Here is a 14093-nt window from a genome sequence, read left to right as displayed (position 1 = left end):
TGGCATGGGCGGCCGTTTCGACGCGCTGCTGACCGAGGTTCGCGGCTGCACGCTCTGCGCCGCCCATCTGCCGCTCGGGCCGCGCCCTGTGGTGCGGATGAAGCGTTCGGCAAAACTTCTGATCGTCGGCCAGGCGCCGGGCACGAAAGTGCATGAAACTGGCCTGCCGTGGAACGACCGCAGCGGCGACGTCCTGCGCGGCTGGCTCGGGATGGACCGCGACAGCTTTTACGACATGACGCAGATCGCGGTGATGCCGATGGGCTTCTGCTATCCCGGGCGCGATCCGAAGGGCGGTGACAACCCGCCGCGTCCCGAATGCGCGCCGCGCTGGCATGACCGGCTGCTCGCGCATCTGCCGGCTCTGAAACTCACCTTGCTGGTCGGACAGTATGCCCAGGCGCATTACCTGGGGACGGGGCGGGCAAAGACGATGACCGATACGGTGCGCCATTTCCGCGCCTATCTGCCCGACGGGTTCTTCCCGTTGCCGCATCCGAGCTGGCGCAATATCGGCTGGCAGAAACGCCAGCCGTGGTTTGCCGAAGAGGTCGTGCCGGCACTGCGCATCGCCGTGCAGGCGGCGCTGGCTCAGTAAAGCGGCTGGCGCATCACGAAGTCGACCACGCAGAACAGCCGGTCGACCTGCGCGCCGTCGCTGGACAGCGGCATCACCATATCGACCACCGACAGAAAATCCTTGTGCGGGCCGACATAGGGCACGCGGTTGACGCGCGGTTCGCGCGCGGCCGTCACCGTGGCCAGACTGTCCCACAGGCGGCTGCCAGGCTGCTGGTGCGGCAGGTCGCTCATGCACTGGCCGGTATAGCGGGCATTCATCATGCCATCGACATGGGTGCCGAGCAGGCGGTAGCGGAAATCCAGCGGCCAGCCGGGTTTGGTGTCGCGCAGCACATCCATCAGGATCAGATGCGGCAGCAGCCGCACCATCTCCAGCGGATCGATATCGGCGCGCGCGGGCATCAGCCGGCCGCGGCGCTTGCTGTCCCAGTAAGCATACGCCTCTTGCAGCAGCGGAGTCGCTTCACTCAGGTCCGGTGCCGGCATCTATGCTGTCTTCGGAATGAAATCGACAATCGACATCAGCATATGCACTTCGGCGCCATCATTCGATAGGGGCAGGATCAGGTCGACCAGCGAGAGGAAATCCTTGTGCGGGCCGACATAGGGCACGCGGTTCATCTGCGGCTGCCGGCTGTCCACCGTGCGGGCGAAGTTGCGCCATAGCTGGCTGTCGGGTTGCTGGTGCGGCATGTCGCTCAGATGCACGCCGGTGTAGCGCCGCGACATGTGGGTCTCCACGGCGGTGCCGAGCAGGCGGTAACGGAAATCCAGGGGCCAGCCGGGCCTGGCGTCGCGCAGCACATCCATCAGCACCACATTTGACAGGAAGGGCACCATCTCGATCGGGTCGATATCGGCGCGCGCGGGCATCAGCCGCCCGCGGCGCTTGGCGTCCCAGTATTCATAACCGCGCAGCAGGGCTGGCGTGGCGTGGCGCGCGGCCATGGTGTCGCGCAGGTCGGACAAAGGCGGCAATCCCTCCGGGTGTCAGCCCCAGTCTTCCAGTTATTCCTGCGTTTCAAAAGCAGTTTTCGCTCAACCCCCGGACGAGGATGCGGGACCGGACGGCTAACGGAGCGTTAGCCCAGCTGGGTGAACGGGTGGGTGCCGTCGTGCAGCCGCACCGCCGGAAACAGGTCGACGCAGATCAGCAGATGGTCGACCTGCTCGCCATCGTCGGCCAGCGGCATGACGATATGGAAGATGCTGCTGATGTCGCGGCTGCGCCCCACATAGGGCAGCACGCCCTTGACCGGGGCGCGGCAGTCCACGGCGGCGGTCAGGTGGTCCCAGACCAGGCTCGGCGGCCGCTGATGGGCCACCTCGCTCAGGCGTACACCGATGTAATCGACATTGCTGAGCGCCTGCATGCGGCTGCCCATCTCGACATAGCGGAAGTCATGCGGCTCGCGCTCGACGGCGACCAGGATGGTCTGCGCCCGCAGCGGCTCCAGGGCCGGATCGGCCATCATGACGCCGCGCGACGGCATTTCGGTCGGGCCGCGCGCCGCCAGCCACAGGCCATGCGCCAGGGTCAGCAGCGCCGACTGCGGATAGCCGGGCAGGCCATGGGAGCCCGACTTGGTCGGGCCCGGTACTGCCACCAGTTGCGTGAAATTCGTCATGCCCCTGTTAAGGCCTTGTTTCATATTTATTATTTTAGTCAGACGTCAGCCGAACACCGGCTTATGCCGGAGCAAACACTAGCGGTCCCGTTGATTCGGCGCAATCCGACTATCGCCCATGGCCGCCATAGCGGGTGCGGCGGCGCGGAACTGCGGCTTGCTTTTGCACGGGCGGCGCTTTATCCGGCGCTGCATCGTCTGCCGATGACGCGTGAAATATGGTAAACATGCCCGATTCGGTCGCTTTTTCACGATTTAGCCGCAGGTTCCGTCATGGCTGGCCATTCCCAGTTTAAAAACATCATGCATCGCAAGGGCGCGCAGGATGCCAAGCGCGCCAAGATTTTCACCAAGCTGATCCGCGAACTGACCACCGCGGCCCGCTCGGGCCAGCCCGATCCGGCCGCCAATCCGCGGCTGCGCGCCGCCATCCAGGCCGCCCGCGTCGCCAACATGTCGAAGGACACGCTGGAGCGCGCCATCAAGCGCGGCGCCGGCGGCGATGCCGCCGACAATTACGAAGAGGTGCGCTACGAGGGCTACGGCCCCGGCGGCGTCGCCGTCATCGTCGAGGCGCTGACCGACAACCGCAACCGCACCGCCGGTGAAGTCCGCGCCGCGTTTTCCAAGAACGGCGGGGCGCTCGGCGAGACCAATTCGGTCGCCTTCATGTTCGATCGCGTCGGCGAGATCGTCTTCCCGGCATCTGCCGCTTCGGCCGAGGCGCTGTTCGAGGGTGCGCTGGAAGCCGGCGCCGAGGATGTGCAGTCCGACGAGGAAGGCCACAGCGTCACCTGCGCCCAGGATGACTTCGCCGCCGTGCGCGAGGCGCTGGAGAAGAAGTTCGGCGATCCGAAATCGGCCAAGCTGGTGTGGAAGCCCAAGACCACCACGCCGGTCGAGGGCGAGAAGGCCGAGACCCTGTTCAAGATGATCGACGTGCTGGAAGACAGCGACGACGTGCAGACGGTCTATGCCAATTTCGAGATGTCGGACGACGAGCTGAAGAAGCTGGCCGGCTAGGCGCGAAGAAGGAGCGGCTTGAGTTCATCCATGCGCATCATCGGTCTCGATCCGGGCCTGCGTGCCACCGGCTGGGGCGTCATCCTCGCCGAGGGCAACCGGTTGAGCCATGTGGCGCATGGCACCATCCGCACCAACCCCGATGACGAGTTGGCCTATCGCCTGCGCACCGTGCATGACGCGCTGGCCGAGCTGCTGGCCGAATGGCAGCCGCAGGCCGCCGCCGTCGAAGAGACCTTCGTGAACAAGAATCCGTCCTCGACGCTGAAATTGGGCCAGGTGCGCGGCGTGGTGCTGCTGGCGCCGGCCCTGCTCGGGCTGCCGGTCGGCGAATACGCGCCCACCGTCATCAAGAAGGCCGTGGTCGGCACCGGGGCTGCCGACAAGGACCAGGTGCATGCCATGGTCAAGCGCCTGCTGCCCGGCTGCAATGTCACCGGCGCCGATGCCGCCGATGCGCTGGCCGTGGCGATCTGTCATTCGCATCATGCCGCCACCGCGCGGGTGATCCGCACGGCTGAATTGCGAGCGGCGCGATGATCGCCAAGCTCTCAGGCCTGCTCGACTCTGTGTCGGAAACCGCCTGCATCCTCGATGTCGGCGGCGTCGGCTACCAGGTCTACTGCTCAGGCAGAACACTGCGGTCGCTGCCGCGGCCGGGCGAGGCGGTGCGTCTGCATATCGAGACCCATGTGCGCGAAGACCATATCCATCTGTTCGGCTTCCTCTCCGAGGCCGAGCGCGGTTGGTTCAATTTGCTTCAAACCGTGCAGGGCGTCGGCGCCAAGGTGGCGCTTGGCATCCAGTCGACGCTGGCGCCGGATGAACTCTTCCGCGCGATTGCTGCGGCCGACAAGACCACGCTGAACCGCTGCGACGGTGTCGGGCCGAAGCTCGCCCTGCGCCTGATCACCGAGCTGAAGGACAAGGTCGGCGGCATCGCGCTCGGGCCGGTGGCGCTGGCGGCGCCGGGCGAGATTGCGGCTGCGGAAGAAAAGACCGGCGGCCCGGTCGCCGATGCGCTCTCGGCCCTGGTCAATCTGGGCTACAAGCGCGCCGATGCCTTCGGTGCCGTTACGACTGCGGCGCGTGCGCTTGGCGATAAAGCGAATGTGCAACAGCTCATTCCGGCCGCCCTCAAGGAGCTGGCGCGATGAGCGAAGCACCCAGGATTGTGGCTGGCGCGAAAGCCGAGGGCGACGAGTTCGAGCGTCATCTGCGCCCGCAGGTGCTGGGCGACTTCATCGGCCAGGCGCGGGCGCGTGAGAACTTGAGCATCTTCATCCATGCCGCCAAGGAACGCGGCGAGGCGCTCGATCACGTCCTGTTGCACGGCCCGCCGGGCTTAGGGAAAACCACGATGGCGCAGATCGTGGCACGCGAACTCGGCGCCGGCTTCAAGGCCACGTCCGGGCCTGTCATCGCCAAGGCCGGCGATCTCGCCGCCCTGCTGACCAACCTGGAAGCGCGCGACGTGCTGTTCATCGACGAGATCCATCGCCTCAATCCGGCAGTGGAGGAAATCCTCTATCCCGCGATGGAAGATTTCCAGCTTGACCTGATCATCGGCGAGGGGCCGTCGGCGCGCAGCGTGCGCATCGATCTGCCGCCGTTTACGCTGGTCGGCGCCACCACGCGGTCGGGCCTGCTCACCACGCCCTTGCGCGAACGTTTCGGCATTCCGCTGCGGCTCAATTTCTACGAAGTGGAAGAGCTGGAACTGATCGTGCGGCGCGGCGCCCGCATTCTGGATCTCGAACTTGACGCCTCAGGCGCCAGAGAAATCGCCCGCCGCGCCCGCGGCACCCCGCGCGTCGCCGGGCGGCTGCTGCGCCGGGTGCGCGATTTCGCCGTCTATGCCAAGGCCAAGATCGTCGATGCCGCCACCGCCGATGCCGCCCTGTTGCGGCTGGAGGTCGATGCCCGCGGCCTGGATGCCATGGACCGCCGCTACCTCACGGTGATCGCCCGCGACTTCCAGGGCGGCCCGGTCGGCGTCGAGACCATTGCCGCAGCGTTGTCCGAACCGCGCGACGCGCTGGAAGACATCATCGAGCCCTATCTGATCCAGCAGGGCTTCCTGCAGCGCACGCCGCGCGGCCGCCTGCTGACGGCTGCCGCCTTCACCCATCTGGGCCTCAGCCTGCCGGCCAGCCTGGCCACCGCCGGGCAGCTGGATCTGCTGGGGGACGACGATGTCTGACCCCCAGCTCCATCGTTATCCGGTCCGGGTCCAGTGGGAAGACACCGATGCCGCCGGCATCGTCTATTACGCCAATTACCTGCGCTTCATCGAGCGCGGCCGCTCCGACCTGCTGCTGCAGAAGGGCATCAGCCAGCGGGAAGCCCTCGCCGGGCCAAATGGAGATAAGACGGCCGGCGTCGCCTTCGCCGTCCGGGCCTGCCAGATCGACTACCTGAAGCCGGCCCGGCTGCACGAAGAATTGACCGTCACCACCGAAATCACCGACCTGCGCGGCGCCAGCCTGACCGCCCGCCAGGATGTCTGGCGCGGCGCGGAATTGCTGGTCCGGGCGGAGGTTAAGCTGGCCTGTATCGATTCGGCCGGCCGGCCCCGGCGCGTTCCGCCCGCCATTGCGGCGGTTTTCGCCACACTTTCACCAAATTTGTCGCATTGATCTGCTAACTCTTAACCAAAGGATTCGTAACCATGGACAGGACCGTCGCCGCCGCGCAGCTCGGAGGCTCCTCTGCCGCCGCCGATCTCTCGCTCTGGGCGCTCTTCCTCCAGGCCGACTGGATCGTCAAGGCCGTCATGCTGATGCTGATCCTGGCCTCCTTCTGGTCCTGGGCGATCATCTTCGACAAGCTGATCAAGATTCGCCGCACCGTGATCGACACCGACAAGTTCGAGAACGACTTCTGGTCGGGCGGTTCGCTCGACGCCCTCTATGACCGTCTGTCGATGGCCGGCCCGCAGCATCCGATGGCGGTGCTCTTCGTCGCCGCCATGCGCGAATGGCGCCGCTCCACCGAGCGCGGCCTGGTGCGCGGCAAGCAGGGGCTCGGCTCGCTGCAGGTCCGCATCAACCAGGTGATGCGTGTTTCCATCGACCGCGAGATGGAGCGCCTGGAACGCTACCTCGGTTTCCTCGCCTCGGTCGGTTCGGTCTCGCCCTTCGTCGGCCTGTTCGGCACCGTCTGGGGCATCATGAACTCCTTCCACGCCATCGCCTCCAGCAAGAACACCTCGCTGGCCGTGGTGGCGCCGGGCATCGCCGAGGCGCTGTTTGCCACGGCTCTGGGGCTTCTGGCGGCCATTCCGGCGGTCATGGCCTATAACAAATTCTCCAACGATCTCGGCCGGCTCAATGTGCGGCTCGAAGGCTTTGCCGGCGAGTTCTCGGCGCTGATGTCGCGCCAGCTCGACGAAGAGGCCGCCTGATATGGGAATGTCAACCGGAGGCGGCTCGACCCGCGGCGGCCGGCGCCGGCGCGCACCGATGTCGGAGATCAACGTGACGCCGCTGGTCGACGTCATGCTGGTGCTGCTGATCGTCTTCATGGTGGCCGCCCCGCTGCTCACCGTCGGCGTGCAGGTCGACCTGCCCAAGACCCAGGCGGCGGCGATCCAGGGCCAGGACGAACCCTTGAGCATCACCATCGATGCCAAGGGCGGTATTTACCTTCAGGAAAGCCAGATCGAGTTAGACCAGCTGGTGCCGCGCCTGCAGGCGATCGCCGGCAATGCGCCGGACCGCCGCATCTTCGTGCGCGGCGACCAGGCGATCAATTACGGCAAGGTGCTGGAAGTGATGGGGGTCATCAACACCGGCGGTTTCACCAAGGTGGCGCTGGTCGGCAATCCGCCGAACGCGGCACCGGCGCGGCGCTGACGAATCAGTAGAGGGTTGGGTTAAGGGTGCAACGCAAGTCCTACATAGTCTCGGTAAGCCTGCCCGCCGTTATCATGGCGCTTGGTGGGGTTGATCCGATGCCTGTGGCGTCGAAGGTGGAGCCGGCTTTTGTGTTGGCTCAGTCCGCACCGCGCACTAATCGGGTTATTGATATTGGTGTTGATGGCGAGGGGCGCATCTATCGTGAGGACAGCATCATTAGTCTCGATCAGTTGAGATCGAATCTGGAGATGATCGATAAGGCTGAAAGCCCCACCGTTTTCGTAAAACCGCATGGAGCGGCGGATTTCAGCAAGATGCTTGAAGTTATGAGCGTAATCCGAGAATCCGGCTTCACCAATGTCTCGTTGGTGGCGGGCCAAAGGCAGTAAGGGTCGTAACAGGGTGCAACGCAAGTCCTACATATTCTCGGCCAGTCTGCATGGCGGCATCGTTGCCTTTGCCGTGTTCGGGCTGCCGCATCTGTTCGACACGCCGCGCGAGCCCGAGCCGATGGTGGTGCTGGCCGAATTCGCGCCCATCGCCGAGAAGACCAACGTCCCCAAGGTCCAGCCCAAGATCGTCGAGACCAAGGCGCCGCCGAAGGAAGAGCCGCTGCCTGAGGCCAAGCCCGAGCCCAAGCCGGAACCGCCCAAGCCGGCGCCGCAGGCGGTGACCCCGCCGCCGCCGCCACCGCCGCCGACACCCGAGCCGCCCAAGCAGGTGGAAGCGCCCAAGCCGGCGCCGATCCCCGAGCCGGTGCCGAGCCCGAAGCCGCTGCCAAAGCCTGAAAAGGTGGTGGAGGCGCCCGAGCCGCCGAAGGTGGCCGAGAAGCCGAAGCCGGAAGCCAAGCCGGCGCCGCCCAAGCCGCCGCAGAAGACCGAAGAGAAGAGCAAGGCGCCGGACATGTCCGACATCGCCGCGCTGGTCAACAAGATGAAGACGGCGCCGCCGCAGCCCAATCCGGCGCCGCAGACGGCCGCCAAAAGCCCGCCGCCGGCCGCGTCGCCGCGCATGGAAGGCCCGAGCAATCCGAACCTGCCAGTCTCGATGAGCGAGAAGGATTTCATCCGCAAGCAGGTCGAGGACAAATGGCAGTTCGATCTGGGTGCCAAAGATGCATCCACACTGATCGTGCGCATCAAGTTCAGCCTCAATGCTGACGGCAGCCTGCGTACGCAACCTGAGATCGTCGATTCCGCCCGCATGTATATGCCGGGCCAGGAATCCTATCGCTCGGCGGCGGAGTCGGCGCGCCGAGCCGTGCTCAAGGCCGCGCCCTTCCAGTTGCCGCCTGGCGACAAGGACAAGTGGAGTCAGGATATCATCCTGAATTTCGATCCAAGAATGATGTTGGGCGGTTGAACCGATGATGGAGACATTTATGAAGCGGATGCCGATTACGTCGATGGCCGGCGTGCTGGTACTGATAACAGCGCTGCTCATCGCACCCATGGCCTATGCTGCCGTCGAGATCGACATCAATCGCCCCAACATCAAGCCGATCCCGATCGCGATTTCCGATCTCGATGGCGACAACCCGCAGGCGCTGAAGCTCGGCGTCGATGTCGCCCGCGTCATCCGCGCCGATCTGGAACGCTCGGGCCTGTTCAAGCCGGCCGATCCGCGCGCCCATATCCAGTCGCCCGCCCAGATGCGGGTGCAGCCGCGCTTCGGCGACTGGCGCGTCATCAATGTCGATGCGTTGGTCAACGGCCGCATCGAAGTACAACCCGATGGCCGCCTGCGCGGCGAATTCCGCCTTTGGGACGTTGCCGCTGAAAACCAGATGACCGGCCTGGCGCTGTTCACCACGCCCGACAACTGGCGCCGCCTGGCGCATCTGATCGCCGATGCGATCTACAAGCGCGTCACCGGCGAGGACGGCTATTTCGACACCCGCATCGTCTATGTCGCCGAGAGCGGCCCGCCGGATCGCCGCGTCAAGCGGCTGGCCATCATGGACCAGGATGGCGAGAATCATCGCTTCCTCACCGATGGCCGTTTCCTGGTGCTGACGCCGCGCTTCAGCCCGAGCCAGCAGGAAATCACCTATCTCAGCTACTTCAACGACAAGCCGCGCGTGTATCTGTTCAACATCGATACCGGGCAGCAGGAGCTGGTTGGCGATTTCCCCGGCATGACCTTCGCGCCGCGCTTCTCGCCCGATGGTAACCGCGTGATCATGTCGCTGGCGGCGGATGGCAATTCCGACGTCTACATGATGGATCTGCGCACGCGGCAGCGTTCGCGCCTCACCGCCGATCCCGCCATCGATACTTCGCCGTCGTTTGCGCCCGACGGTCGCCGCATCGTGTTCAACTCCGATCGCGGCGGCACCAAGCAGATCTACACGATGAATGTGGATGGCTCGGACCAGAAGCGCATCAGCTTCAACCAGGGCCGCTACTCCACGCCGGTCTGGTCGCCGCGCGGCGATCTGATCGCCTTCACCAAGGAGTATCAGGGCCAGTTCTCCATCGGCGTCATGCGTCCCGATGGCAGCGGCGAGCGCATTCTCTCGTCGAACAGCGTGGTGCAGGAAGCGCCGACCTGGGCGCCGAACGGCCGCGTGCTGATGTTCTATCGCGAGACGCCCTGGAATTCGCAGGGCCGCGGCCAGCGCGTGCGTCTGGTCTCGATTGACCTGACCGGCTTCAACGAACGGGAGATTCCTACCCCGATCGATGCTTCCGACCCGGCCTGGTCACCACTTTCGCCTCTGGTGCGGTAATCGTTCCGCCTACGGTGATATCCACAGGGGCCCAAAATCGCTCCGACCTGTGGATAACTAGGACTTATCCCGACCCCTGTGGCAGAAATGCCGCAGGGGTCGGTTTAGTAAATACAAGCCCTTACACCTATTGATTCAGGAAAAACCGGTAGATATAGTCCACCGTGACGTAATGGCTTGAACCAAGGTTCAGCGGCGTAAGCGAACCTAGTCCGTTAGGACTGGGTGCCTCGCGAATGTTCGCTAAATTCTTTGGTTTGTCAGACGGTTCGTCCTGAGAGCGACAAAACTCGACCCCCGGGATGGAACGCAAGTTTTGGTCTCAAGTTTTGTCTTGTAGTTCTCAGGTTCTGACTCACTCATCGAAACCCTTGGAGGGATAATAAAAATGCGCCTCAACACCTTCGGCTCCAAGTTCCTGGCCGTGGCTGCCGTTGGCCTGCTTCTCGCCGCCTGCGAATCCGCCCCGACCCCGACTGCCACCACCAGTGGCGCCGGCGGCACTCAGACCGCCACCGCGCCGGCCACCAGCATCGCGCCGGGCTCCGTGCAGGATTTCCAGGTCAATGTCGGCGACCGCGTCTTCTTCGACTATGACAAGTTCGAAGTGAAGCCGGCCGGCAAGGCCACGCTCGACAAGCAGGCTGCCTGGCTGAAGCGCTATGGTCAGTGGAAGGTCGTCGTGGAAGGCCATGCTGACGAACGCGGCACCCGCGAATACAACCTGGCGCTCGGCGATCGCCGCGCCAACGCCGTGAAGACCTACCTGGTCAACCAGGGCATCCCGGCGAACCGCGTCACCATCATCTCCTACGGTAAGGAGCGTCCGGTGGCCCTCGGTTCGAACGAGGCCGCCTGGGCCCAGAACCGTCGCGGCGTGACGGTGCTGTCGAACTAATTCAGCCGCGGGCCGTTTAACCACGGCCTGCACTGAGGGTTCTTTGGAACACCCGCCTGTCGGAAGACAGGCGGGTGTTTCTTTTTGCGTGCCGCAGTTTCGCCGCAAATCCCGCGTTTTTCCGCCGCAAAGAGGCGGCCTTCTGCGGCAGGCAGTGCAAACGAGAAGGGGAGTGCCTTTATGAAGACGAATCAGTGGGTCATCCGGTCGGCTCTGGTCGCCGTTCTGGCCCTGGGGCTGGCGGCTTGTGAGTCCGCCCCGCAATCCAGCAACACCATGTCCGGCAGCGGCCGTGCCACCGATCCGTCGATGAGCGGCACCGGCGGTCGCGGCATCACAAGCAGCGAGCTGGGCGGCGCGCCGGGCAGCCTGGCCGAAGCCCAGCGCATGTTCGCCACCGAAGTGGGCGACCGCGTGCTGTTCGATTACGATTCCTTCGCGCTGAAGGCCGACGGCCCGGCGATCCTCGACAAGCAGGCCGCCTTCCTCAAGCGCTTCGGCCAGTATCGCATCGTCGTCGAAGGCCATGCCGACGAACGCGGTACGCGCGAATACAATCTGGCCCTGGCCGAGCGCCGCGCCACCACGGTGCGCAACTACCTCGCCAACCAGGGCATCGCCGCTGCCCGTCTCTCGGTGATCTCCTACGGCAAGGAACGGCCGACCGCCGTCACCTCCAACGAGGCCGCCTGGGCGCAGAACCGCCGCGCCGTCACGGTGCTGGCCCAGTAAGACCGCGCGGGATTCGCGGATCACGCCTCACCCGCCGGTCAAACCGGCGGGTGAAATCTGCATCGCCGTTGCGATCCGCCATGCTTTTGACGTAAACCCCGGTAAAATCGATAAACTCGGTTTTCCGCCCCGATTCGGGATCGCCCGGGTCGGCCACCGTGGGGTTCGCCATGTCTGCGTCATCGCTCATCCGCTCCGTCACCCTTCTGCTCCTGCTCGGCACCGCCGCGTTGCCGGCTGCCGCCCAGGACGCACAGACGATCCAGCGCCTCAATCGCCTGGAAGGCGATCTGCAGACCCTGCAGCGCCAGGTCTATCGCGGCACCCCGCCGGGCGTATCGGGCGGTGGCAGCAGCGGCGGCCTGACCGAGGGCGGCGACGGCGCCTCGGCGGCCAATCGCCTGAATGCCCGCATCGACGATCTGGAAAACCAGATCCGCCAGCTCACCGGCCGCTTCGAGGAGGTGGAATTCACCGCCAGCCAGGCCAACCGCCGCATGGACAAGCTGACCGAGGATGTCGACTTCCGCCTCAACCAGCTCGAACGCGGCGGCAGCGCGCCGAGCGGCCAGCAGACTGGCAGCGTCGAGCAGGTGAAGCCGACGCCGGCCCAGCAGGGCGTGCCGGCCGCCGGGACGCCCGTGGTGCGCGGCTCGACCTCGTCGACGCCGGGCCAGGCGCCCACCAAGGAAGGCATCCTCGGTGCCATGCCCGCCGATGCCCAGGGCCGTCCGCTGCCCGGCAATGCTGGCACCGCCGCCGCGCCGCAGGCCGCACAACAGACTGCCAGGGCCCCCGCACCGCCGCCGCCGTCCGGCAAGGGCAAGCTGCCCAACGGCACGCCGCAGGAGCGCTACAACTACGCCTACAAGCTGCTGGTGCAGAGCGACTATGCCGATGCCGAGGCCGCCTTCCGCGAATTCCTCGGCGCCCATCCGCAGGATGCCCTGGCCGGCAATGCGCAATACTGGCTCGGCGAGACCTATTACGTGCGCGGCCAGTACGAGCCGGCCAGCCAGGCCTTCCTGCAGGGCTATTCGGGCTACAAGGGCAATTCCAAGGGCAAGGCGCCCGACAGCCTGCTGAAACTCGGCATGTCGCTCGCAGCATTGAAGAAGAACCCGGAAGCCTGTGCGGCGCTCGGCCAGCTCAACAAGGATTTCCCCGACGCGCTGCCCCATGTGAAGGACGCCGCCCAGCGCGAGCGCTCCAAGATCGGGTGTAAGTAAAGCCACCCCGATGACCGCAGCGCTCACGGCCGCTGATTTCGGCCGGCTGCTGCGGCCGCTGCTGCCGAAAGACGCGACAGCCATCGCCGTCGCCGTGTCGGGCGGCGCCGACAGTCTGGCGCTGGCTTTGCTCACGGCGGACTGGGCCAGAGCGAAGAATATCGCCGTCACGGCCTTCATCGTCGATCACGGCCTGCGCAAAGAGTCTGCCGCCGAGGCCAAGCAGGTCGCCGGCTGGCTGAAAGCCGCCGGCATCGCGGTCGCCATCCTGAAATGGACCGGGCCCAAGCCCGCCGCCAACCGTCAGGCTGCCGCCCGCGCCGCGCGCTACGACCTGCTGCTGCAGGCCTGCGCCAAAAACAACATCCGCCATCTGCTGGTCGCCCAGCATCGCGACGACCAGGCCGAGACGGTGCTGCTGCGCGCCTTGCGCGGCTCCGGCGTCGACGGGCTCGCGGCGATGGCGCCGGCGCGCCCCTTGAGCGACAGCCTCACCCTGCTGCGGCCGCTGCTCGATATCCCGAAGGCGCGGCTGGTCGCCACGCTGCAGAAGCGCAAACAGCCCTGGATCGAAGACCCCAGCAACGCCAGTCCGGCTTACCTGCGCGTGCGCCTGCGCCGGGCGCTGGATGTCCTGAGCGACAACGATGCGGGGCAACGCGCCGAACTGGTGGCGCATCTGGCGCAGACCGCGCGCAACTTCGCCCGCACCCGGCAGATGCTGGACGAGGCAGCCTATGACCTGTTGCATCGCCTGGTGCAGCTCGATGCCGCCGGCTTCGCCTGGCTCGATCCCGCACCCCTGCGCAGCGCGCCCGACGAGATCGCGCTGCGCAGCCTCAGTCGTCTGCTCGGCGCCATCGGCGGCGATCCGCTGCCGCCACGGCTCGACCGGCTGGAACGGCTGCTGGCCGCCCTGCGCGCGAAGACCGTCGCGCCGCAGACCCTGCATCGCTGCCAGATCCGTCCGCTGAAGGGCAGGGCGGCCTTGCTGGTCTGCCGCGAGGCGCGCCATCTGCCGGATACCATGCTCCTCAAGGCCGGCGCCGATCTGCTGTGGGATGGCCGTTTCCGCATCCATGGCGGCCGCCGCAGCGCCGGCCTGGTGCTCGCGCCGCTTGGCCGTACCCGCCCGGACGGCATCGCTGCGGCGGTTCTGGCCGCCGTGCCGCCCGCCGTCTGGCCCGCCCTGCCGGCTTTGTGGCAGCGCAACCGGCTGCTGGCGGTGCCGGCTTTGGGCTGGGGGAAGCTGCCGGCCGGTGTCACAATCGCCTTCCGCCCGGTCCTGGCGGCGCCGGCGGTTGTGACACAGGCCTGAAATCCCGGCGAAAATCGCTCCCGTAACCGCTTGTTTAGCCCTGCCGCGGTCATATCTATGGTCTGGGCCGGCGAAAATCGGCTAAAGTTTTT

General features: G+C 65.8%; 18 protein-coding genes. 15 read left to right on the top strand and 3 right to left on the bottom strand.

The genetic code is table 11. The features are described from left to right. Positions 1 to 4: 4 nt before the first annotated feature. Complete coding sequence (locus AC1ROT_RS05960) at positions 5 to 598, top strand: uracil-DNA glycosylase family protein (RefSeq protein WP_492997757.1); 594 nt, start codon at positions 5 to 7, stop codon at positions 596 to 598. Here AC1ROT_RS05960 and AC1ROT_RS05955 read toward each other — a convergent pair. The 3 genes from AC1ROT_RS05955 to AC1ROT_RS05945 form a co-directional block, all read right to left on the bottom strand. Then, positions 592 to 1068, bottom strand: a complete 477-nt coding sequence (locus AC1ROT_RS05955) for a PAS domain-containing protein (RefSeq protein WP_492997755.1) — start codon at positions 1066 to 1068, stop codon at positions 592 to 594. The two genes, AC1ROT_RS05960 and AC1ROT_RS05955, sit on opposite strands and share 7 nt — an antisense overlap. After that, the gene (locus tag AC1ROT_RS05950) at positions 1069 to 1551 is read right to left on the bottom strand and encodes a PAS domain-containing protein (RefSeq protein ID WP_492997753.1); all 483 of its coding nucleotides are present in this window, start codon (positions 1549 to 1551) and stop codon (positions 1069 to 1071) included. Between the two features lie 113 nt (positions 1552 to 1664). Continuing rightward, positions 1665 to 2210 (bottom strand): PAS domain-containing protein, encoded by a 546-nt coding sequence (locus tag AC1ROT_RS05945; RefSeq protein ID WP_492969582.1) that lies wholly within the window; start codon positions 2208 to 2210, stop codon positions 1665 to 1667. 273 nt (positions 2211 to 2483) lie between these two features. Here AC1ROT_RS05945 and AC1ROT_RS05940 point away from each other — a divergent pair, with 273 nt between their 5' ends. The 14 genes from AC1ROT_RS05940 (at position 2484) to tilS (ending at position 14001) form a co-directional block, all read left to right on the top strand. Continuing rightward, positions 2484 to 3233 carry a YebC/PmpR family DNA-binding transcriptional regulator gene (locus tag AC1ROT_RS05940; protein WP_492969583.1) on the top strand — a complete coding sequence of 250 codons (750 nt, stop codon included), beginning with the start codon at positions 2484 to 2486 and terminating at the stop codon, positions 3231 to 3233. A 30-nt stretch (positions 3234 to 3263) separates the two neighbouring features. Beyond that, positions 3264 to 3773: a crossover junction endodeoxyribonuclease RuvC gene (ruvC, locus tag AC1ROT_RS05935; protein ID WP_492969584.1), complete on the top strand. Its 510-nt coding sequence runs from the start codon at positions 3264 to 3266 to the stop codon at positions 3771 to 3773. After that, positions 3770 to 4390: a Holliday junction branch migration protein RuvA gene (gene ruvA, locus AC1ROT_RS05930; RefSeq protein ID WP_492997751.1), complete on the top strand. Its 621-nt coding sequence runs from the start codon at positions 3770 to 3772 to the stop codon at positions 4388 to 4390. The genes ruvC and ruvA overlap by 4 nt, the downstream gene beginning before the upstream one ends. Then, positions 4387 to 5436, top strand: a complete 1050-nt coding sequence (gene ruvB, locus AC1ROT_RS05925) for a Holliday junction branch migration DNA helicase RuvB (RefSeq protein ID WP_492969586.1) — start codon at positions 4387 to 4389, stop codon at positions 5434 to 5436. The genes ruvA and ruvB overlap by 4 nt, the downstream gene beginning before the upstream one ends. Continuing rightward, positions 5429 to 5872: a YbgC/FadM family acyl-CoA thioesterase gene (locus AC1ROT_RS05920; RefSeq protein WP_492997749.1), complete on the top strand. Its 444-nt coding sequence runs from the start codon at positions 5429 to 5431 to the stop codon at positions 5870 to 5872. The genes ruvB and AC1ROT_RS05920 overlap by 8 nt, the downstream gene beginning before the upstream one ends. Positions 5873 to 5904: 32 nt before the next feature. Beyond that, the gene (tolQ, locus tag AC1ROT_RS05915; protein WP_492969588.1) at positions 5905 to 6639 is read left to right on the top strand and encodes a protein TolQ; all 735 of its coding nucleotides are present in this window, start codon (positions 5905 to 5907) and stop codon (positions 6637 to 6639) included. A 7-nt stretch (positions 6640 to 6646) separates the two neighbouring features. Beyond that, positions 6647 to 7090 (top strand): protein TolR, encoded by a 444-nt coding sequence (gene tolR / locus AC1ROT_RS05910; RefSeq protein ID WP_492969589.1) that lies wholly within the window; start codon positions 6647 to 6649, stop codon positions 7088 to 7090. 26 nt (positions 7091 to 7116) lie between these two features. Beyond that, positions 7117 to 7482, top strand: a complete 366-nt coding sequence (locus tag AC1ROT_RS05905; RefSeq protein WP_492997747.1) for an ExbD/TolR family protein — start codon at positions 7117 to 7119, stop codon at positions 7480 to 7482. A gap of 13 nt (positions 7483 to 7495) precedes the next feature. Further along, on the top strand, positions 7496 to 8455 hold the full coding sequence (locus tag AC1ROT_RS05900) for a TonB C-terminal domain-containing protein (RefSeq protein ID WP_492997745.1): 960 nt from the start codon (positions 7496 to 7498) through the stop codon (positions 8453 to 8455). Between the two features lie 19 nt (positions 8456 to 8474). Further along, positions 8475 to 9824, top strand: coding sequence for a Tol-Pal system beta propeller repeat protein TolB (gene tolB, locus AC1ROT_RS05895; protein ID WP_492997743.1), 1350 nt, complete (start codon positions 8475 to 8477; stop codon positions 9822 to 9824). A gap of 388 nt (positions 9825 to 10212) precedes the next feature. Beyond that, on the top strand, positions 10213 to 10722 hold the full coding sequence (gene pal / locus AC1ROT_RS05890) for a peptidoglycan-associated lipoprotein Pal (RefSeq protein ID WP_492997741.1): 510 nt from the start codon (positions 10213 to 10215) through the stop codon (positions 10720 to 10722). A gap of 180 nt (positions 10723 to 10902) precedes the next feature. After that, on the top strand, positions 10903 to 11454 hold the full coding sequence (pal, locus tag AC1ROT_RS05885) for a peptidoglycan-associated lipoprotein Pal (RefSeq protein ID WP_492997739.1): 552 nt from the start codon (positions 10903 to 10905) through the stop codon (positions 11452 to 11454). A gap of 170 nt (positions 11455 to 11624) precedes the next feature. Beyond that, a complete protein-coding gene (ybgF, locus tag AC1ROT_RS05880; RefSeq protein WP_492997737.1) occupies positions 11625 to 12683 on the top strand; it encodes a tol-pal system protein YbgF in 1059 nt (352 codons plus the stop codon). 10 nt (positions 12684 to 12693) lie between these two features. After that, on the top strand, positions 12694 to 14001 hold the full coding sequence (gene tilS / locus AC1ROT_RS05875) for a tRNA lysidine(34) synthetase TilS (protein ID WP_492997735.1): 1308 nt from the start codon (positions 12694 to 12696) through the stop codon (positions 13999 to 14001). Positions 14002 to 14093: the final 92 nt, after the last annotated feature.

The organism is Ferrovibrio sp. GW821-FHT12E11, assembly GCF_058806975.1.
This window is presented reverse-complemented; position numbering and strand designations above follow the sequence as displayed.

What these genes read in the sequence shown, in the direction of transcription:
- ybgF (WP_492997737.1), top strand. Translation starts at nt 11,625, where the DNA reads ATGTCTGCGTCATCGCTCATCCGCTCCGTCACCCTTCTGCTCCTGCTC.
- AC1ROT_RS05920 (WP_492997749.1), top strand. Translation starts at nt 5,429, where the DNA reads ATGTCTGACCCCCAGCTCCATCGTTATCCGGTCCGGGTCCAGTGGGAA.
- tolR (WP_492969589.1), top strand. Translation starts at nt 6,647, where the DNA reads ATGTCAACCGGAGGCGGCTCGACCCGCGGCGGCCGGCGCCGGCGCGCA.
- AC1ROT_RS05955 (WP_492997755.1), bottom strand. Translation starts at nt 1,068, where the DNA reads ATGCCGGCACCGGACCTGAGTGAAGCGACTCCGCTGCTGCAAGAGGCG.
- AC1ROT_RS05960 (WP_492997757.1), top strand. Translation starts at nt 5, where the DNA reads ATGGGCGGCCGTTTCGACGCGCTGCTGACCGAGGTTCGCGGCTGCACG.
- pal (WP_492997741.1), top strand. Translation starts at nt 10,213, where the DNA reads ATGCGCCTCAACACCTTCGGCTCCAAGTTCCTGGCCGTGGCTGCCGTT.
- tilS (WP_492997735.1), top strand. Translation starts at nt 12,694, where the DNA reads ATGACCGCAGCGCTCACGGCCGCTGATTTCGGCCGGCTGCTGCGGCCG.
- ruvC (WP_492969584.1), top strand. Translation starts at nt 3,264, where the DNA reads ATGCGCATCATCGGTCTCGATCCGGGCCTGCGTGCCACCGGCTGGGGC.
- ruvA (WP_492997751.1), top strand. Translation starts at nt 3,770, where the DNA reads ATGATCGCCAAGCTCTCAGGCCTGCTCGACTCTGTGTCGGAAACCGCC.
- tolQ (WP_492969588.1), top strand. Translation starts at nt 5,905, where the DNA reads ATGGACAGGACCGTCGCCGCCGCGCAGCTCGGAGGCTCCTCTGCCGCC.
- AC1ROT_RS05945 (WP_492969582.1), bottom strand. Translation starts at nt 2,210, where the DNA reads ATGACGAATTTCACGCAACTGGTGGCAGTACCGGGCCCGACCAAGTCG.
- pal (WP_492997739.1), top strand. Translation starts at nt 10,903, where the DNA reads ATGAAGACGAATCAGTGGGTCATCCGGTCGGCTCTGGTCGCCGTTCTG.
- tolB (WP_492997743.1), top strand. Translation starts at nt 8,475, where the DNA reads ATGAAGCGGATGCCGATTACGTCGATGGCCGGCGTGCTGGTACTGATA.
- ruvB (WP_492969586.1), top strand. Translation starts at nt 4,387, where the DNA reads ATGAGCGAAGCACCCAGGATTGTGGCTGGCGCGAAAGCCGAGGGCGAC.
- AC1ROT_RS05940 (WP_492969583.1), top strand. Translation starts at nt 2,484, where the DNA reads ATGGCTGGCCATTCCCAGTTTAAAAACATCATGCATCGCAAGGGCGCG.